The 17,763-nt window shown below is 72.8% G+C and carries 18 protein-coding genes; 14 read left to right on the top strand and 4 right to left on the bottom strand.

Features of this window, described 5'->3' with window-relative positions:
- The first annotated feature begins 18 nt into the window (after window positions 1-18).
- Both K8Z49_RS36530 and K8Z49_RS36525 read left to right on the top strand, forming a co-directional pair.
- Window positions 19-1,995: a SpoIIE family protein phosphatase gene (locus K8Z49_RS36530; RefSeq protein WP_021595406.1), complete on the top strand. Its 1,977-nt coding sequence runs from the start codon at window positions 19-21 to the stop codon at window positions 1,993-1,995.
- A 62-nt stretch (window positions 1,996-2,057) separates the two neighbouring features.
- Window positions 2,058-2,570: a DUF6328 family protein gene (locus K8Z49_RS36525; RefSeq protein ID WP_021595407.1), complete on the top strand. Its 513-nt coding sequence runs from the start codon at window positions 2,058-2,060 to the stop codon at window positions 2,568-2,570.
- A 27-nt stretch (window positions 2,571-2,597) separates the two neighbouring features.
- Here the strand turns inward: K8Z49_RS36525 and proS are convergent, their stop codons facing one another.
- Window positions 2,598-4,046 (bottom strand): proline--tRNA ligase, encoded by a 1,449-nt coding sequence (gene proS, locus K8Z49_RS36520; RefSeq protein WP_235206557.1) that lies wholly within the window; start codon window positions 4,044-4,046, stop codon window positions 2,598-2,600.
- A 75-nt stretch (window positions 4,047-4,121) separates the two neighbouring features.
- On the opposite strand from proS, the gene K8Z49_RS36515 reads away from it, so the two are divergent.
- Together K8Z49_RS36515 and K8Z49_RS36510 are read left to right on the top strand one after the other, a co-directional pair.
- The gene (locus K8Z49_RS36515) at window positions 4,122-5,816 is read left to right on the top strand and encodes a proline--tRNA ligase (RefSeq protein ID WP_412516300.1); all 1,695 of its coding nucleotides are present in this window, start codon (window positions 4,122-4,124) and stop codon (window positions 5,814-5,816) included.
- 42 nt (window positions 5,817-5,858) lie between these two features.
- Entirely contained in the window at window positions 5,859-7,502 is a 1,644-nt protein-coding gene (locus K8Z49_RS36510) for an ABC-F family ATP-binding cassette domain-containing protein (RefSeq protein WP_412516299.1), read from the top strand.
- Between the two features lie 21 nt (window positions 7,503-7,523).
- On the opposite strand, the gene K8Z49_RS36505 is transcribed toward K8Z49_RS36510, so the two are convergent.
- Complete coding sequence (locus tag K8Z49_RS36505; protein ID WP_021595411.1) at window positions 7,524-7,721, bottom strand: DUF397 domain-containing protein; 198 nt, start codon at window positions 7,719-7,721, stop codon at window positions 7,524-7,526.
- A 313-nt stretch (window positions 7,722-8,034) separates the two neighbouring features.
- Here K8Z49_RS36505 and K8Z49_RS36500 point away from each other — a divergent pair, with 313 nt between their 5' ends.
- The 10 genes from K8Z49_RS36500 (at window position 8,035) to K8Z49_RS36455 (ending at window position 15,907) form a co-directional block, all read left to right on the top strand.
- Entirely contained in the window at window positions 8,035-8,244 is a 210-nt protein-coding gene (locus K8Z49_RS36500; protein WP_412516298.1) for a BldC family transcriptional regulator, read from the top strand.
- Between the two features lie 28 nt (window positions 8,245-8,272).
- Window positions 8,273-9,226 (top strand): hydroxymethylbilane synthase, encoded by a 954-nt coding sequence (gene hemC / locus K8Z49_RS36495; protein WP_412516297.1) that lies wholly within the window; start codon window positions 8,273-8,275, stop codon window positions 9,224-9,226.
- Window positions 9,227-9,312: 86 nt separating this feature from the next.
- Window positions 9,313-10,428 (top strand): WD40/YVTN/BNR-like repeat-containing protein, encoded by a 1,116-nt coding sequence (locus K8Z49_RS36490; protein WP_021595414.1) that lies wholly within the window; start codon window positions 9,313-9,315, stop codon window positions 10,426-10,428.
- Entirely contained in the window at window positions 10,425-10,721 is a 297-nt protein-coding gene (locus K8Z49_RS36485; protein ID WP_021595415.1) for a MoaD/ThiS family protein, read from the top strand. Before K8Z49_RS36490 ends, K8Z49_RS36485 begins: the two co-directional genes overlap by 4 nt.
- Window positions 10,722-10,801: 80 nt before the next feature.
- Entirely contained in the window at window positions 10,802-11,773 is a 972-nt protein-coding gene (locus K8Z49_RS36480) for an NAD-dependent epimerase/dehydratase family protein (RefSeq protein ID WP_244938730.1), read from the top strand.
- Complete coding sequence (locus K8Z49_RS36475; RefSeq protein WP_075023515.1) at window positions 11,770-12,927, top strand: glycosyltransferase family 4 protein; 1,158 nt, start codon at window positions 11,770-11,772, stop codon at window positions 12,925-12,927. Before K8Z49_RS36480 ends, K8Z49_RS36475 begins: the two co-directional genes overlap by 4 nt.
- Before the next feature lie 10 nt (window positions 12,928-12,937).
- Window positions 12,938-13,666 (top strand): hypothetical protein, encoded by a 729-nt coding sequence (locus K8Z49_RS36470; RefSeq protein ID WP_075023514.1) that lies wholly within the window; start codon window positions 12,938-12,940, stop codon window positions 13,664-13,666.
- Complete coding sequence (locus K8Z49_RS36465) at window positions 13,663-14,016, top strand: hypothetical protein (protein ID WP_033333783.1); 354 nt, start codon at window positions 13,663-13,665, stop codon at window positions 14,014-14,016. The genes K8Z49_RS36470 and K8Z49_RS36465 overlap by 4 nt, the downstream gene beginning before the upstream one ends.
- Window positions 14,016-15,134, top strand: a complete 1,119-nt coding sequence (locus K8Z49_RS36460) for a glycosyltransferase family 4 protein (RefSeq protein ID WP_021595420.1) — start codon at window positions 14,016-14,018, stop codon at window positions 15,132-15,134. The genes K8Z49_RS36465 and K8Z49_RS36460 overlap by 1 nt, the downstream gene beginning before the upstream one ends.
- Window positions 15,131-15,907, top strand: a complete 777-nt coding sequence (locus K8Z49_RS36455) for a hypothetical protein (RefSeq protein WP_412516296.1) — start codon at window positions 15,131-15,133, stop codon at window positions 15,905-15,907. The genes K8Z49_RS36460 and K8Z49_RS36455 overlap by 4 nt, the downstream gene beginning before the upstream one ends.
- Here the strand turns inward: K8Z49_RS36455 and K8Z49_RS36450 are convergent.
- Complete coding sequence (locus K8Z49_RS36450; RefSeq protein ID WP_412516295.1) at window positions 15,894-17,156, bottom strand: serine hydrolase domain-containing protein; 1,263 nt, start codon at window positions 17,154-17,156, stop codon at window positions 15,894-15,896. The genes K8Z49_RS36455 and K8Z49_RS36450 overlap by 14 nt on opposite strands.
- A gap of 75 nt (window positions 17,157-17,231) precedes the next feature.
- On the bottom strand, window positions 17,232-17,762 hold the full coding sequence (locus K8Z49_RS36445) for a YceI family protein (RefSeq protein WP_412516294.1): 531 nt from the start codon (window positions 17,760-17,762) through the stop codon (window positions 17,232-17,234).
- Between the last annotated feature and the right edge of the window lies 1 nt (window position 17,763).

The following is a 17,763-nucleotide window of genomic DNA, read 5'->3' as shown; positions in this document are numbered from 1 at the left end:
CGGACGAGAGGAGACCAGATGCACGATCAGCGTGACCAGCTCGAACCGGGGTCCCTGCCGCAGGAGATCTCGGAGCTCGAAGGGCGCATCGGCGAGCTGCGCCAGGCCGCCGGCGTGCCCGAACCCGACCTGCGCGCGACGCTGGACGCCGCCCTGGTCGAGCTGGAGCTCGCGCTGACCGTGATGCGCACGATGGGCGGCGAGCAGGCCGGCGAGGCCGGCGACTCGGCCGCCGCCGAGAACGAGCGCCGCGTGCTGCGGACCGTCTTCCAGGACGCCCCGGTGCCACTGTTCCTGCTGGACCGGTCGGCGAGCGTCCGGCGGGTGAACCGGCAGGCGGCCGCGCTGCTCGGCACGTCGTCGGGGTACGTGTCGGGCAAGCAGTTCACGGCCTTCTGCGACCTGGCGACCCGCGCGGCGGTGCGGTCGCAGCTCGCGGCGGCGGTCCGGACGGGACGGCGCCGCCGCGTCAGCGTCCGCTTCCTCGGCCGCGACCACCCGGTCGACGCCGTGGTGACGATGGCCCGGGTGTGGATCCGCGGCGAGCCCGACCCGATGGTCGTGGTGGCCGCAGGGCCGACGACGACCCCCTCCGGAGACGAGACGGCCAAGAGCCCCCGCGCCAAGGGCGGCCGGGCGCGGACCGTCGAGGGCGGGCCCGGCGACGACGAGGCCGTGGCCACGATCGTGCACCGGATGGACGTCCTCGCGACCGCCAGCGAGCTGCTGCTGGACGAGCCGGTCTTCAACGAGACGGTGGCCGTCCGGCGGTGCGCCCGGCTGCTGGCCGCCGAGCTGGCGGACTGGGCGTTCATCGACCTGACCGGCCCGGGCAACGGCGTCCCGGGTGGGCCCCCGACGGGCGGCGTGCACGTGGCCGGGACGTCGCCGGGGCTGCGCCGCCAGGTCGTGATGGGCCCGGAGGACGAGCATTCCGTCGAGGCCGCGCGGCTGCTGGAGGAGGTCGACCCGGCCGAGGACACGCTGCCGCACACCGTGTTCGTCACCCGGCAGAGCGCGCTGCGCCCGCACGTGGAGAACGTCGACGTGCTCGGCGTCTGCCCGGACGGGCAGCCCGTCTGCGCCAAGATCGGCGCGACGTCGCTGCTCAGCGTCCCGATCGAGGACGGCGACCGGGCCATTGGAACGATCACCCTGGCCACGGGCGGCGAGTACGGGCCGTTCGACCTGATGGACCTCGGGGTCGTCCAGCGGCTCGGCCGCTACCTGGCGCTGGTGATCCGGGCGGCGCGGCTCTACCGGCGCCGCGCCGAGGTGGCCGACACCCTGCAGGCGGGGCTGCTGCCGAAGCGGCTCCCGGCCATCCCGGGGGTGAGCGTGGCGGCGCGCTACCTGGTGTCCACGCACGGCGCGGACGTCGGCGGCGACTTCTACGACGTGTTCCGCACCGAGAACGGGTGGGGCCTGGTCCTCGGCGACGTGTGCGGCAAGGGCGAGGACGCGGCGGCCGTGACGGCGACGGCCCGGCACTGCGTCCGGCTCGCGTCGCGGTGGAAGGCCCGCCCGGCCGACGTCCTCGGCATCGTGAACGAGGCGCTGCTGGACGAGGACCGGTTCGTCACCGCCGTGATGGCGGGCGTGACGCTGGAGACCGAGCGGGTCATCGCGTCGCTCGGCACCGCGGGGCATCCGCCGGCCATCGTGGTGCGCGCCGACGGGGTGATCAGGTCGGCGTCGCGCGGCGGCGTCCCGCTCGGCCTGTTCGAGGACTTCGAGGCCGGGCTCGACACGATCGACCTGACCGTCGGCGACACGCTGATCCTGCATTCGGACGGGGTGCTGGAGGCGTGCGACATGACGCGGCAGGAGTTCGGCCAGGAGCGGCTGCTGGAGACGCTCGCCGCGCACGCGGGCAAGGGCCCGGAGGAGATGCTCGCCGCCGTGGAGAGCGCGCTGCTCGCCTACTGCGACGGCGATCTGCGCGACGACGTGTCCATGCTCGCGCTGCGGGTGGAGCCGCCGACGCTCGACTAGGCCGCGCCGTGGCCGGGCCGTGCCCCGGGACTGATCCGAACTTTGCCGGGTAAATGCCATTTATGACCGTCGACCCCGCGGACAAGCCCCGCAACGAGACCGAGCACGAACGGCTCGACCGCCAGTTGATGGAACTCCTGCAGGGCTTCCGCGTGGCCACCACCGGTGTACAGGTGCTGTTCGCCTTCCTGCTCACCGTCCCGTTCTCCACCAACTTCGACCGCAAGGTCGACGACACGGGCAGGATGCTGTTCTACATCGCGCTGTTCGGCGCGGCGCTCGCGTCGATCTGCTTCATCGCCCCCGTGTTCCAGCACCGGATCCTGTTCCGGCTCGGGCAGAAGCCGCTGCTGATCCACCGCGCCAACCAGTTCGGCATCCTCGGCGCGTTCGCGCTGGCGATCTCCATCACCGCGTCCACCACGCTGATCGTGCACGCGATGTCGGACGTGGACGGCGCGGTGATCGCCACCGCGGTGGTCGTCCTGGTGCTGTGCGGGTGGGTGTGGTTCGTCCAGCCGTACCTGACGAGGCTGAAGGCGAACGGCCGCCCGCCCGGAACCGAGGGCTCCTGACCCGCGGCCCCGGCCTCTGGTCCGCCTCTAGTACGCCTTGCCGAAGATGACGCGCTTGCCGTAGGCGGACGGGTTGCCGCACTTCACGCAGGCGCCGGTCTCCTCGGGCGCGTCGGCCGGGATGACCCGGGGGGTCGCCGCGGTCTCGGCCTTGATCTCGTCCTCGCACGCGCCCTCACCGCAGTGGAACGCCCGCGCCCAGCCGGTCGCGACCTGCGCGGCGAACGCGTCCCAGGAGTCGACGGCCGCGGTGTGGTCCTCGCGGAAGCTCTCGGCTCGGGCGAGCAGGAACGACTGGAAGTCGGCGAGCATCCCGGGCAGCATCTCGGGCACCTTGTCGAGCGGGATCTGCTCCTTGCCCTGCCCCTCCACGGTCGGCAGCCGCCGGACGACGGTCGCGACGCCCGCCTCGATGTCGCGCTTGCCCAGTTCGACGCGGATCGGGACGCCGCGCATCTCCCACTCGTTGAACTTGAAGCCGGGCGACAGCTGCGGGCGGTTGTCGTCCACGTGCACGCGAACGCCCGTCGCCTTGATCGCGGCGCCCAGCCGGCGGGCCTCGGCGGCGGCCTGCTCGCCCTGCTCCTTGCGCCCGATCGGGACGACGACCACCTGGTAGGGCGCGAGCCGCGGCGGCAGGACGAGCCCCTTGTCGTCCCCGTGCGTCATGATCACGCCGCCGATCATGCGGGTGCTCATGCCCCAGGACGTCGTGTGGGCGTGGGTGAGCTTGCCCGCCTCGTCCTGGTACTGGATCTCGAACGCCTTGGCGAAGTTGGTGCCGAGGTAGTGCGACGTGCCGGCCTGGAGCGCGCGGCCGTCCCGCATCATGCCCTCGATCGTGTACGTGCGGACGGCGCCGGCGAACCGCTCGCCGGGCGTCTTCTCCCCCGCCACGACGGGGATCGCCGCGAGCTCGCGCGCCACGGCCGCGTAGGCGTCCAGCGCCCACATCGTCTCGCGCATCGCGTCGTCCTCGTCGGCGTGCGCGGTGTGGCCCTCCTGCCAGAGGAACTCGGTGGTGCGCAGGAACATCCGGGGCCGCATCTCCCAGCGGACGACGTTCGCCCACTGGTTCAGCAGCAGCGGCAGGTCGCGGTGCGAGTCGATCCACTTGGCCATGTACTCGCCGATGACGGTCTCGGAGGTCGGCCGCATGATCAGCGGCTCCTCCAGCTCCTTGCCGCCGGCGTGCGTCACGACCGCGAGCTCCGGGGAGAAGCCCTCGACGTGCTCGGCCTCGCGCTTGAGGTAGGACTCCGGGATGAGCATCGGGAAGCAGGCGTTGTCGTGCCCGGCGTCCTTGATCCGCCGGTCCAGGTCGGCCTGGAGCAGCTCCCACATCCGGAATCCGTACGGGCGGATGACCATCGTGCCGCGCACCGGTCCGCGGTCGACGAGCTGGGCCTGCACGACCACCTCGTTGTACCAGGCGGAGAAATCCTCGCTCTGCGGCGTCACACCTTCTCGGCTCACGGCATACAAGGGTACTGACCGGCGGCACCGTCTCATGACACTTCGCGCGACCGGGCGCTTCGCTACCCTCGCGGGATGCGCTGGTCCCGGCTGTTCGTGCCCACCCTCCGCGACGATCCCGCCGAGGCGGACGCGCCGAGCCACCGGCTGCTCCTGCGGGCGGGGTTCCTCCGGCAGTTGACCGCCGGCCACTACTCGCTGCTGCCGATGGCGGTCCGCGTCCGGGCGAAGGTCATCCAGATCGTCCGGGAGGAGATGGACGCGGTCGGCGCGCAGGAGATGCTGCTGCCGGCGCTGCATCCGGCCGAGCCGTGGCGGCGGTCGGGCCGCTGGGAGCTCATGGGGCAGGAGATGTTCCGGCTCCGCGACCGGCGCGGCGCCGAGCACGCCCTCGGCATGACGCACGAGGAGATCTTCGCGACGGTCGCGCGGGAGCTGAGCTCCTACCGGCAGCTGCCGCAGCAGTGGTACCAGTTCCAGACGAAGTTCCGGGACGAGCCGCGCCCCAAGGGCGGCCTCATGCGGACCCGCGAGTTCACCATGAAGGACGCCTACAGCTTCGACATCGACCGCGCGGGCCTCGACGCGTCGTTCGACGCCTACCACGGCGCCTACGTGCGGATCTTCGAGCGGCTGGGCATCCCGGCGCTGCCGTGCGAGGCGTCCAGCGGCACCATGGGCGGCTCCGGCTCGACCGAGTTCATGTGCCCCGCCGATGTGGGCGAGGACCTCGTCGTCCACTCCCCCGGGTGCGGGTACGCGGCGAACATCGAACGGGCCGTGTCCGTGCTGCCGCCCGCCGAGGACGGGCTGGGCCTTCCCGCGCCCGAGCGTTTCGACACGCCCGGCGTCCGCACCATCGAGGATCTGCTGGCGTACGACGCGCCCGCCGACCGGCAGATCAAGACGCTCGTCTACGTCCTGGACGGCACGCTGACACTGGTCCTGCTCCGCGGCGACCATCCGCTGAACGAGCAGAAGCTCGTGGACGCGACCGGCGCCGCCGCCATCCGCGCCGCCGAGCCGGCCGAGATCCGGGACGCCCTGGGCGCGCTGCCGGGCAGCCTCGGCGCGGTCGGCGCCGCGCTCCCGGTGATCGCGGACGAGGCGCTGCGGGGCCGCCGCGGCATGTTCACCGGCGCCAACACCGACGACGTCCACCTGCGCGGCGTCGACGTCGGCCGCGACATCGAGGTCGGGACGTGGGCCGACCTGCGCGAGGTCGCGGAAGGGGAGCCGTGCGTCCGCTGCGGCGAGCCGCTGGCGATCCTGCGGGCGATCGAGGTCGGGCACATCTTCAAGCTCGGCGACCGGTACTCCCGCGCGCTCGGCGTCGAGGTCCTCGCCCCGGACGGGCGGCGCGTCCCCGTGGTGATGGGCAGCTACGGCATCGGGGTGGAGCGCGCGATGGCCGCGATCGTGGAGACCCACCACGACGAGCGCGGCATCGTCTGGCCGTTGTCCGTGGCGCCGTTCCAGGTCGCGGTGGTCGCCGCCCAGTCCGATGACGCCACCGTGGCCGGGGCCGCCGAGGACGTCTACGCCGGGCTCACCGCCGCCGGCGCGGAGGTGGTGATAGACGACCGTCCCGAACGGGCGGGCGTGAAGTTCCGCGACGTCGAGCTGACCGGGATCCCGTTCCGGGTGACCGTCGGCCGCCGGGGCCTGGCCGAGGGCGTCGCCGAGGTCACCGTCCGCGCCACCGGCGAGACGTCCAAGATCGCACTCGACTCCGTGGTGGCGCACGTCCGGGCCTTGCTGGACGCGTAATTGGTTTGACGCTGTCCGCGGGCCTCTCGAAACTCGGGAACCATGGGACACGTCGAGGTGGGCCACATCGGCCATGTACTGCCGGACGGCCGGACGCTCCTGGACGATGTCTCGTTCCGGGTCGGCGAGGGCGTCACCGCGGCACTCGTGGGCCCGAACGGCGCGGGCAAGACGACCCTTCTCCGCTTGATCGCCGGGGACCTGGCACCCCAGTCCGGGACCGTCGCGCACAGCGGCGGCATCGGCGTGATGCGCCAGTTCATCGGGAGCATGCGGGACGACTCGTCCGTCCACGACCTGCTCCTGTCACTGGCGCCGCCGCGGGTGCGCGAGGCCGCCGCCGCGGTGGAGGCGGCCGAGCTGGCGATGATGGAACGCGACGACGAACCGGCCCAGCTCCGCTACGCCACGGCCCTCGCGGGCTGGGGTGACGCCGGCGGCTACGAGGCCGAGGTCCTGTGGGACGCGTGCTGTGTCGCGGCCTTGGGCGTCTCCTACGACTCGTGCCGCTGGCGTGAAGTCCGGACTCTGTCGGGCGGTGAGCAGAAACGCCTCGCCCTGGAGGCGTTGCTCCGGGGCCCCGACGAGGTCCTCCTGCTGGACGAGCCCGACAACTATCTGGACGTCCCGGGCAAGCGATGGCTCGAAGAACGCCTCCGCGAGACGTCCAAGACGGTCCTCCTCGTGTCGCACGACCGCGAGCTGCTCGACCGTTCCGCCGACCGGATCGTCACCGTCGAGGCACGCCGGGTATGGATTCACGGCGGCCGTTTCTCGACCTACGCCGCCGCCCGCCGCGACCGCAACGAACGCCTCGAAGAGCTGCGCCGCCGCTGGGACGAGGAGCACGCGAAACTCAAGGAACTCGTCAACACCCTCAAGACGAAGGCCACGGTCAACGACGGTTTCGCGTCCCGCTACCGGGCCGCCCAGACGCGGCTCCGCAAGTTCGAGGAGGCGGGCCCGCCCGAGGTCCCGCCCCGCGACCAGAGCCTCACGATGCGCCTGCGCGGCGGCCGCACCGGCAAGCGCGCGGTGATCTGCGAGAACCTCGAACTCACGGGCCTGATGAAGCCCTTCGACACCGAGATCTGGTACGGCGAGCGCGTCGCCGTCCTCGGCTCGAACGGCTCGGGCAAGTCACACTTCCTGCGCCTCCTCACGGCCGTCGCCGAAGCACTCCCCCGAGGCGCGACACCGGTGGAGCCCGTCGCCCACACCGGCGTCGCCCGGCTCGGCGCCCGCGTCGTCCCCGGCCTGTTCGCGCAGACCCACGCCCGTCCCGACCTGGCCGGGCGCACCCCGTGCGAGATCGTCATGGCCGAGCACGCCCGGCTCCGCAACGACGCGATGAACGCCCTGGCCCGCTACGAGCTGAACGTCTGCGCGGAGCAGCCCTTCGAGACCCTCTCCGGAGGCCAGCAGGCCCGCCTGCAGATCCTGCTGCTGGAACTGGGCGGCGCCACGCTCCTCCTCCTCGACGAGCCCACCGACAACCTCGACCTGGCCAGCGCCGAGGCACTCCAGGAGGGCCTGGAGTCCTACGAGGGCACGGTCCTGTCCGTCACCCACGACCGCTGGTTCGCCCGCGCCTTCGACCGCCACCTGATCTTCGGCGCCGACGGCTCCGTCTACGAGTCCGCCGAACCCGTCTGGGACGAGCCCCGCGTGGCCCGCCCCCGCTGACCCGACCGCCCGCCTCGTTCGTCAGCCGTGCGGGTCGAGATCCACCTCGTCCTGCTTGACACGGGCCAGGAGCCGGGCGAACCCCTCGGTGGTGAGGGCCAGGTACCCGGCGTCGGGCGCCTTGCTGTCCCTCACACCGCGCCCCTCGGCAAGGGCCGCGACCTCCACACACTCCTCACCGGACGCGTTGCTCCGGCTGGACTTACGCCACTCGATCACTGAAAGCCCTCCATGATCCGCTCGATATGAGCACGTGAGGCGGACGCCGACAACGCTTCGGAGCCGATGAGGTCGAAGCGGCCCGTCGATGCCTATAACGTGCGGGCGGTGGTCTCGGAACTGGTCAGCGACGCCGTCCGGCATGCGGTGACCGATGAGGTGCGGGTGGACGCGTACGCGGACGGCGATGTGTACGTGGTGACGGTCTGGGACGGCTGGCAAGGTCGTCTTCGCCGAGTGGACCGCCGCCCTGCCGAAGTGCCCGCCCACGAGACGCACGAGCCCGAGGATCGGCGGCATCGACGATGCCATCATGATCAACGGCTGGGACTTCGGCCCGGGGCAGCTCCTGACGCCCGGCGACGTCGCCACGATGTTCCGCGTCGACCCCAAGACCGTCACCCGCTGGGCCGACGACGGGAAGCCGGCGTCCGTTCGCACGCTCGGCGGCGTCCGCCGGTTCAGCCGCCGGCAGGTCGAACACCTCATCTTCGGGGGGCGCAGTGACGGAAAGGGCGGGTAAGGACCTCGTTCCGACCGGGGCGAGTGCGGTGGAACCGGTGTTCTCATGGTCGGGGAGGGGCGGCGCGCTGCGGCTGGGCACGCGTACATCCCCGCTGGCGATGGTGCAGGCGCGCGGTGTCGCGGCGCGTCTGGAGGAGCGGGCGGGCGTCCGGGTCGAAGTCGTCGGCATCCAGACGGCCGGGGACCGGCACCGGGGTCACCTGGGTGATCTGGGCGGCAAGGGCGCGTTCATGCGGGAGATCGACCGGGCGCTGCTGACAGGCCACGTGGACGTCTCGGTGCACTGCCTCAAGGACGTCCCCGGCGATGTGCCGCGCCCGGACGGCCTGGTGTTCGCCGCCTACGTCGAACGCGATGACACGGCCGACGTGATGCTCTTTCCGATGGCGAGCAAGGTGCAGCGCATGGCCGAGCTCGCACCGGGCGCGCGGGTGGGGACGTCGGCCGTGCGGCGGCGTGCGCAACTCGGGCGGATCCGGCCCGATCTGCGGGTGGAGTACCTGCGCGGCAACGTCAACTCACGACTCGGGCGACTGGACGCGGGCGAGGAGTTCGACGCGATCGTGCTGGCGCGGGCGAGCCTGGCGCGGCTCGGGATCGACCGGGCGGGCGAGGCGCTCGACATCGTCCCGGCCGTGGGGGCCGGTGTCCTGGCCGTGGACTGCCGACGCACCGATACCGACATCGTGGAACTGGTGCGGTTGCTGGACGACGGCGACACACGGCGGTGCGTGAGCGCGGAACGCACGATGCTGCATGGGCTCCAAGGGCACTGCAACAGCCCGATCGCGGGACATGCCCGGCTGGAGAGGGACGGGCAATTGACCTTGCGCGGGATGGTGTTCACCCGTGACGGGTCCACGTTCGTGCACTCGCAGGAGTGGTCGGCGCCGGACAAGGGCGAGGATCTCGGCGCCTACGTGGCGGGCGACCTGTTGCGCAAGGGCGCGCGTGACCTGATCGGCGGTATCCCGCAGTGAAGTTCAGCGCGGCGATGAGTTCTTCGGGGCGCGGTGGTCGGTATCTGTGGCGAAGTCATGCCGGACGCCCAATGGAGGGAGCAGCCATGACTGGAGTACGGGTCCTCGTAGGTACGCGGAAAGGCGCGTTCATCCTCACCGCGGACGGGGCGCGCAAGGACTGGGAGGTCAGCGGGCCGCACTTCGGCGGCTGGGAGATCTACCACGTGGCGGGGTCTCCGGCCGACCCGTCGCGGCTGTACGCGTCGCAGTCCACGGGATGGTTCGGCCAGCTGATCCAGCGGTCGGACGACGGCGGCGCCACCTGGCGGCCGGTGGGCAACGAGTTCGCCTACGAGGGCGAGCCCGGCACCCACCAGTGGTACGACGGCACGCCGAGGCCCTGGGAGTTCAAGCGGGTCTGGCACCTCGAACCGTCGGCGGCCGACCCGGACACGGTCTTCGCCGGGGTCGAGGACGCCGCCCTGTTCCGCTCGGACGACGGCGGCGCGTCCTGGCGGGAGCTGCCGGGCCTGCGGGAGCACCGGTCCGGGCCGTCCTGGGCGCCGGGCGCCGGCGGCATGTGCCTGCACACGATCGTGCGCGACCCGTCCGACACCGCGCGGATGTACGCCGCGATCTCCGCGGCGGGCGTCTTCCGCACCGACGACGCGGGCGGGACGTGGCAGGCCGTCAACCGCGGCCTGCGCTCGGAGGGCATCCCCGACCCCGACGCCGAGGTAGGCCACTGCGTGCACCGCATCGCGATGCACCCGGCGCGTCCCGAGGTGCTGTTCATGCAGAAGCACTGGGATGTCATGCGCAGCGACGACGCGGGCGGGACGTGGCACGAGATCAGCGGCGACCTGCCGAGCGACTTCGGGTTCCCGATCGCGGTCCACGCGCACGAGCCGGACACCGTCTACGTTGTGCCGATCAAGAGCGACTCCGAGCACTACCCGCCCGAGGGCCGGCTGCGCGTCTACCGCAGCCGCGTAGGCGGGAACGAGTGGGAGCCGCTGACGGACGGCCTGCCGCAGCGGGACTGCTACGTGAACGTCCTGCGGGACGCGATGGCCGTCGACCCGCTCGACTCGTGCGGCGTCTACGTCGGCACGACGGGCGGGCAGGTGTACGTGTCGGCCGACGCCGGGGACTCCTGGGCGCCGATCGTCCGCGACCTCCCGGCCGTGCTGTCGGTCGAGGTCCAGGCCGTGCCATGATCCGCGTCGTGCTGCCCGCGCATCTGCGGGTCCTCGCCGGCGTCCAGGGCGAGGTGGAGCTGGACGTCCCCGGCCCGGTCACGCTGGCCGCGGTGCTGGACGCGCTGGAGGCCCGCCATCCGGTGCTGCGCGGGACGATCCGCGACCGCGCCACCGGCCGCCGCCGCGCCTTCGTCCGCTTCTACGCCTGCCAGGAGGACCTGTCCCACGACCCTCCCGCGACCCCGCTGCCCGAGCCGGTGGTGAAGGGGACCGAGCCGTTCATGGTGGTGGGCGCCATGGCCGGCGGCTGACCGCCACGACACCGCCGACCCGGCCGAACTGGGAGTAAAGCCCTGTTCACGGTGAGGAAAGTGCGGATAAAGTGCCTCGCGTGCGGGTGGTCGTTACTGGTGCGGCGGGGTTCATCGGGAGCCATGTGGCCGAGGCGCTGTCGGGGGCGGGGCACGAGGTGCTCGCCGTGGACGCGCCCGAGCGGTCGCTCGCCCCGGAGGTCGCGCGGCGGACGTGGGCGCAGGTCGCCGCCGGGCCGGGCGTGGTCGCCGCCGAGATCGACCTCGCGGTGGACGCGCTCGACGGCGTCGCCGCCGCGGACGTGGTGGTCCACCTGGCCGGACGCCCCGGAGTGCGCGACTCGTGGGGGCCGGGCCGGGCGGTCGCCGAGCGCGACAACGTCCGCGCCACGCGGCGGCTGCTTGAGGCCTGCCTGCGGAGACCGGCCGGGCTGCGGCCGAGGGTCGTCGTCGCGTCCAGCTCGTCGGTGTACGGGACGGCGGGGACGCGGCCGAACCGGGAGGACGACCCGCTGAACCCGGCGAGCCCGTACGCGGCCAGCAAGGTCGAGGTGGAGCGGCTGGCGGGGCAGGCCGCGAGCGGCGGGCTGCGCACCGTTCTGCTCCGGTACTTCTCCGTCTACGGTCCCCGGCAGCGGCCCGACATGGCGTTCCACCGGTTCGTGGAGGCCGCGCTGGACGGGCGCCCGCTGCCCGTGTTCGGCGACGGCCGCGGCTCGCGGAGCTTCACGCACGTCCGGGACGTGGTCGCGGCGACGCTCGCGGCGGCGGCCGCGGACCTGCCGCCCGGCATCGCCGTCAACGTCGGGCACCGCGAGCACGTGGCGGTGCGGGACGCGATCGCGCTGCTCACGCGGACCCTGGGCGTCCGGACGGAGATCCGCCGGGAGACACCGGTGGCCGGGGACGCCGCGCGGACCTGGGCCGACACGACCCGCGCCGAGGAACTGCTCGGCTGGACGGCCACGACCGGCCTGGCCGAGGGGCTCGCGGAGCAGATCGCCTGGCAGCGCGGCCGCCGGACCGTTCCAGAGAGGGCCGGGGTCGGATGACGCACAGGGCGGCGTACGTCGCGTTCGACCGGTTCCCGTCCAGCAAGGGGTCGGCGGTCCACATCGCGCAGATGGCCGGCGAGCTGTTCGCGCAGTACGGCGGCGGGCTGCTCGCCGCGATCGGCGGCGGCGACCTGCCCCGCTACCAGCGGGAGGGGACGCGGGAGATCGCCCGGTTCGACGAGCAGGTCCCGAACCTCATCGACCGGGCCGAGGCGTTCTCCGCCTGGGTGGCCGCGCACCTCGCACCGCACTGGGACACGCTGGAGGTCTGCCACGTCCGCGACCCGTGGAGCGCGCTGCCCGCGGTCGCCGACGGCCGCCGCCACCGCGTCGTCTACGAGGTCAACGGGCTGCCGTCCATCGAGATGGGCCACACGTGGCCGTGGGCGGCGCCGGCGACGCTCGGCAAGATCCGCGAGCTGGAGCGGCACTGCCTGGAGCGCAGCGACGCGGTCGTGGTGCCGTCCCGGGTGATCGGCGACGCCGTGCGGGCGCGCGACGTCCCCGAGGACCGGATCCACCTCGTCCCGAACGGCGCCGAGATCCCCGGCGAGACGGCGCGGCCGGCGGGCGCGCCGTCCCGCTACCTGGTGTACGTGGGCGCGCTGCAGCCCTGGCAGGGCCTGGACGTGCTGATGCGCGCGTTCGCGCGGCTCGCCGACCTCGACGATCTGCGGCTGGTGGTCTGCTCGTCGGTCCCGGAGCGGCGGGCGAAGCCGGTGCGGCGGCTGGCGGAGCGGCTCGGGGTGGACGGCCGGATCGTCTGGCGGTTCGCGCTGCCGCACCACGAGGTGGCGGCGTGGCTCGCGCACGCCGAGGCGTCGCTGGCGCCGCTGACCGGCTGCGCCCGCAACCTGGACCAGGGCTGCGCGCCGCTGAAGGTGATCGAGTCCATGGCGGCGGGCGTGCCGGTCGTCGCCTCGGACCTGCCGGCCGTCCGGGAGCTGATGGCGGACGGGGTGCACGGGCGGCTGGTCCCGGCCGACCGTCCCGCCGAGCTGGCCCGCGCCGTCCGGATCCTGCTGGAGTACCCGGACGAGGCCGCCGCGATGGGGCGGGCCGGCCGGCGGCACATCGAGGAGAACCTGACCTGGGCGCGGTCGCGCGCCCGGCTGGCCGGCGTCTACCGCACCATCGCACGGGTCCGATAGGTGGTTCGTCATGTTCTGGCGTAAGCAGAAGGCCGCCATCGCGCGGTTCCATCCCCTCCACAAGGCGCTGACCTTGGAGAAGGGCTTCACGGTCTCGCTGCGGCGCGACGACTGGGAGCCGGTGATCCAGAGTCTCGCCCAGCACGGCACCGTCGTCAGGCGCCGCAAGTGGCGGCTGACCGGGCAGGTCCCGGGCGTCTTCGTGCCGATGCTGCGCGTCCTCACGGCGGACATGCCGCCGGACGGCGTGCTGTCGGTGGCGCTGGACATGCGCGGAACGAACGTCCCGGAGAAGAACGGGCCGCAGCAGCAACTGCCCTCCAGACCGCCGATCTCCAAGTTGCGGCAGTGGTACGCGTTCGACCCGTGGCTGCGGATGCGGGCGGAACTGCGCGACGGCAGCGTCCTCGAACTCGTGCTCACCGACCGGGTCCGCAAGCGCAAGTACAACAAGCGGAACCCGCGCGGGAAGGTCAAGCTCAAGTTCAAGACGAAGACGGTGCACCTGGTACGGGTCACCCGGCGGCTGGCGAAGGACGCGCCCGCCCAGCGGCCCGGGACGCCCCCGCCGCCCTGGCTCAAGGTGCAGGTCAAGCAGGGGAACCGGATGGTGATCCGCGCGAACGCGAAGTTCCAGGGTCCGCTGGAGGAGCGCGCCATCGTCAACCGCATCCTGGACGTCTCGACCGAACCGTTCCGGTGGACGCCGCCCGGCGCGACCGCGAGGAGGGCCAAGTGACCCGCTGCACCGTGACCACCGGGTTCTTCGTGCTCGGACGCTGCGGCCAGGCCGCGGTCGCGTCGTGCCCGCAGTGCGGGCGGCCGGTCTGCGCCGCCCACGCCGGGCCAGGCGGGCTGTGCCCCGAATGCGGTGTCGCGCAGGGGTACCAGACGGACGACCCGCACCACCCGGCCTGGGTGGGCCCCCGCCGGCGCCGGTACTACCGGAGAAGCTCGCAGACCTACAACGACACGTACTGGTACTCGACCTTCGACGAGTACGACCGCGGGACGTTCAACCCCGGCGACGACTACTCCTACGGCGGTGACTGGGGGCCGGACGACGACACCGGCTTCGTGGACAGCTGATGCCGCGCGTCCTGTGGATCACCGAGCACTACCCGCCGAGCCAGGGCGGCATGGCGCAGTCGTGCGACCGGATCGTGCGCGGGCTGCGCGCGGCGGGCGCCGAGGTCGACGTCGCGCACCTGACCCGGCGGTCGCGTCCGTGGGGCGTGCGCCGGGAGCAGGGCGGGCGGCTGCTGACCGCGCCGCTCGGGGACGACGCCGAGCACGCGCTGCGCCGCCTGTGGACGACCATCACCGCGGAGAACCTCACTGGCTACAGCCATGTCGTCGCGTTCGGCGGCGTGTACGCGATGCTCGCCGCGCCCGTCCTGTCGGCGCTGCTGGGCGCGCCGCTGGTCACGCTGCTGCGCGGTAACGACATCGACGTCGGCGTCTTCTCGATGCGGCGGCGCGGCGTGCTCGCGGACGCGCTGCGCGCCTCGTCGCGCGTCTGCGTCGTCGCCCGGTCGCACGCGCCGCTGGTGTCGGCGCTGGCCCCGGGCGCGGAGGTCGCGTTCGTCGCGAACGGCGTCGACACCGCGCAGTGGCGGATCCTGCCGTCCGAGCGGGAGCAGGGCCGGGCCTGGCGGGTCGAGAACGTCGAGCCCGGACGCCGGACGATCGGGCTCATCGGCCAGCTCAAGGTGAAGAAGGGCGTGGGCTTCTTCCTGGACGCCCTGGCGGCCTCGGGCCACGCCGGGGCGTTCCATCTGCTGCTCGTCGGCGAGGTCGAGGAGTCGGTGAGGGAGTGGCTGGCCGGGCGGGAGGACGTCGCGCACTCGTTCCTGCCGTTCCTGGAGCGCTACGCCCTCCCGGCCGTGTACGCGAGCTGCGACCTGGTCGCGCTGCCGTCGTTCTACGACGGGATGCCGAACGTGGCGCTGGAGGCGGCGGCGCTCGGCGTGCCGCTGATCGCGTCGGACGCGGGCGGGCTCGCGGACGTGGCGGACGACGAGATCGGCTTCACCTTCGCGGCCGGCGACGCGCACGCCTGCCGGGCCGCGATCGACCGGGCCGCGCGGGCGGGCGGCGCGGAGCTGGCGAAGCTCGGCGCGGCGGGCGCGGAACGGATCCGCCGCGACTTCACCCCGGCCGCCGAGACCGCCGGCTACCTGGCCGTCCTCGACGCGGTCCGGTGATCGTCTGCTACGCGGCGGGGGACGGGCTGGGGCATCTGACGCGCCTGCGGTCCGTTCTGCACACGCTGCGCCTCGACACGCCGGTCACCGTCGTCACCGGGTCGCCGTTCGCGGACGATCCCCGCGTCACGGGCGGCCTGCGTGTCGTGGAGACCGCCGACCTCGCGGCCCTGGCACCGGACGAGCTGATCGTGGACGCGTTCCCGGCCGGGCTGAAAGGCGAGCTGACCGTCCCGCCCGGCGTGCGGACGACGCACCTGGCGCGGCTGCTGCGCTGGGACGCCTACCGGCCGCTGCTCCCCGCTGAGCCGCCCCGCTTCGACCGCACGTTCGTCCTGGAGGAACTCGACGAGGCGCACGTCGCCTACCTTCGCGAGATCTCGGACGAGGTCCTGCCGCTGACGCTCATCGATCCCCCGTCGCAGCCGGTGGACGTCGACGGATGGCTCATCGTGCACAGCGGCCCCGACGCGGAGACGCTCGAACTCGTCGCCTACGCGCGGGACATGGCGTCGGCCGAGCGGGTGCGTCCGCCGATGACCCTGGTGTCGCCCCGCAAACCGGACGGCCTGCCGCCGGACGTCGCGTACCTGGACGCCTACCCCGCCTGCCCGCCGGGCCCGAACGTCGAACGGATCGTCACCGCGGCCGGTTTCAACGCCGTCCGCCAGTACGCACCGTGGTGGGAACGGCACCGGATGCTGCCGTTCCCGCGCAGCCTCGACGACCAGTACGGGCGCGCAGCCCGCGCCAGAAGCGCTAGAAGTAGGTAGAGGTCAGGTCGCCCGTCGGCCAGGTCTTCACCGCGTTCGCGGCCTTGTGGAGCAGCGAGTCGATGGCGCTGTAGCTCGGCGCGTCGCCTTCCTGCCGCTGGTCGAACAGGACCGCCCACGACAGGCCGTCATACCGGCGGACCAGGAACGTGTACGTGCCGGGCAGGCTTCCGTTGTGCCAGGTGTTCGTGCCGCCGGTGACGGGACGCACCTGCCATCCGCACCCGTAGTACCAGCCGTCGTCGTTGACGCCGGTCTCCGGCTTGGCGAACGCGCGCTTGATGGACGCCGACGTCAGCACGGACGTCCCGCCGTCGTAGATGCCGGCGAACCGGGTCAGGTCCATGGCGGTCGCCAGCCAGCCGCCGTGCGAGTCCATGTTCTCCAGGTTGAAGGCGCCGTACGGGTAGGGAACCTTCGTGCCGCTGTTGTCGAACACGGTGGCCCCGGTGTAGCCGGAGTGGTACGGCACCTCACCGGGCGCCTTGGTGAGCGTCTTGCCGAGGCGCATCCGCGTGATCTTGCGCGGTGCCAGCACGGTCTGCCGGACGTAGTCCTCGTACTTCTTCCCGGTGACCTTCTCGATGATCCGGCCGAGCAGGAGGAACCCGTAGTTGGAGTACGCGTACGCCGTCCCGGGCTCGTGGTCGAGCCTGCCCGCCGACACGTACTTCATGATGTTCGCCTGCGACACGGGCAGCGGGACGCCGAGCGCCGCCGCGATCTTCGCGTCCTGGAACATCGGGTCGGGCGTGACGTCGCGGTTCCAGCCGCCGAGGTGCTGGAGCAGCCGCAGCACCGTGACGTCCTTCAGCCGCGGATCGGCGGACGTGGACAGCCCGAGCAGCGTCGCCGCCCGGTCGGTGAGCTTCAGCTCGCCGTCCTGGACGAGCCTCAGCACGGCCGTCGCCGTCACCGGCTTGGAGATGCTGGCGATGCGGAAGGGCGACGTCGGCTGGGTCGTGAGCGCGTCGTCGCCGGCGTAGGTGTAGCCGCGCGACAGGACGAGCTTCCCCTTGCGGACGACGGCGAGCTGCCCGCACGGGATGTTCCGCTCCTGCATGAAGGCCTTGAGCGTCGAGTCGAAGCCGCCGAGACCGGAGAGGGCCTTGCCGGTCACCCGCCACGAGCGGGCCGCCGCGACCGCGCCCGCCGTCCTGGCCGAGCCGAAGGAGCAACCCGCGAGCAGCGCCGGCGCCGCCGCCAGCCCCGCCGCCTTGCCGAAGTCCCTCCTGCTGAGTGCGCTCATCCCGTCCCCCTGAAGATCGACTGTCCGGAATGCGACGATCACGCACCCTAGTGCATGTTGATCTTCAGGGGGACGCTACGCGGGCAGGCGGAGGTCGAACTCGATCTCCACGTCGTCGGCGAGGCGGAGGGCGCCGAAGAAGGCCGAGTACGGCGTGATGCCCCAGCGGCTCTGCGTCACGGTGGCGCCGCCGCGCACCCGGTCGCCCTCCTTGACGGCCCGGACCCGCACCGGCTTCGTCCGCCCCATGATCGTGAGATCGCCCTCGACGGCGTCCCCGCCCGCGCCCGTCGACACGAACCGGATCCGCGGGTGCCGCCGGACGTCCAGCACCTTCCGCAGGTTCTTCTTGATCTCGGCGCGGTCCTGGTCGCTCAGCGGCTTCACGCCCCCGGCGCCCTCCCGCACCTCCAGCCCGTCCACCTCGACGGTCACCTCGATCGACACCTCGGGGGACGGGGCGTCCAGCGGCTCGCGGGCCTCGACCGATGCCGACCAGCGGGTCGCCTCGATGGTCAGGTCGTGGCCCGCCCGCCGGCCGAGCCCGCTGCGGCCCGTCCGGACGAGCAGCCGCCCGGCGTCCGGGCCCAGCTCGAACGTTCCCATG

This window comes from Actinomadura madurae, from assembly GCF_047130825.1.
Lineage (GTDB): Bacteria > Actinomycetota > Actinomycetes > Streptosporangiales > Streptosporangiaceae > Spirillospora > Spirillospora madurae.
The sequence above is the reverse complement of the archived record's forward strand: the minus strand, read 5'-3'. Positions and strand labels throughout refer to the sequence as shown.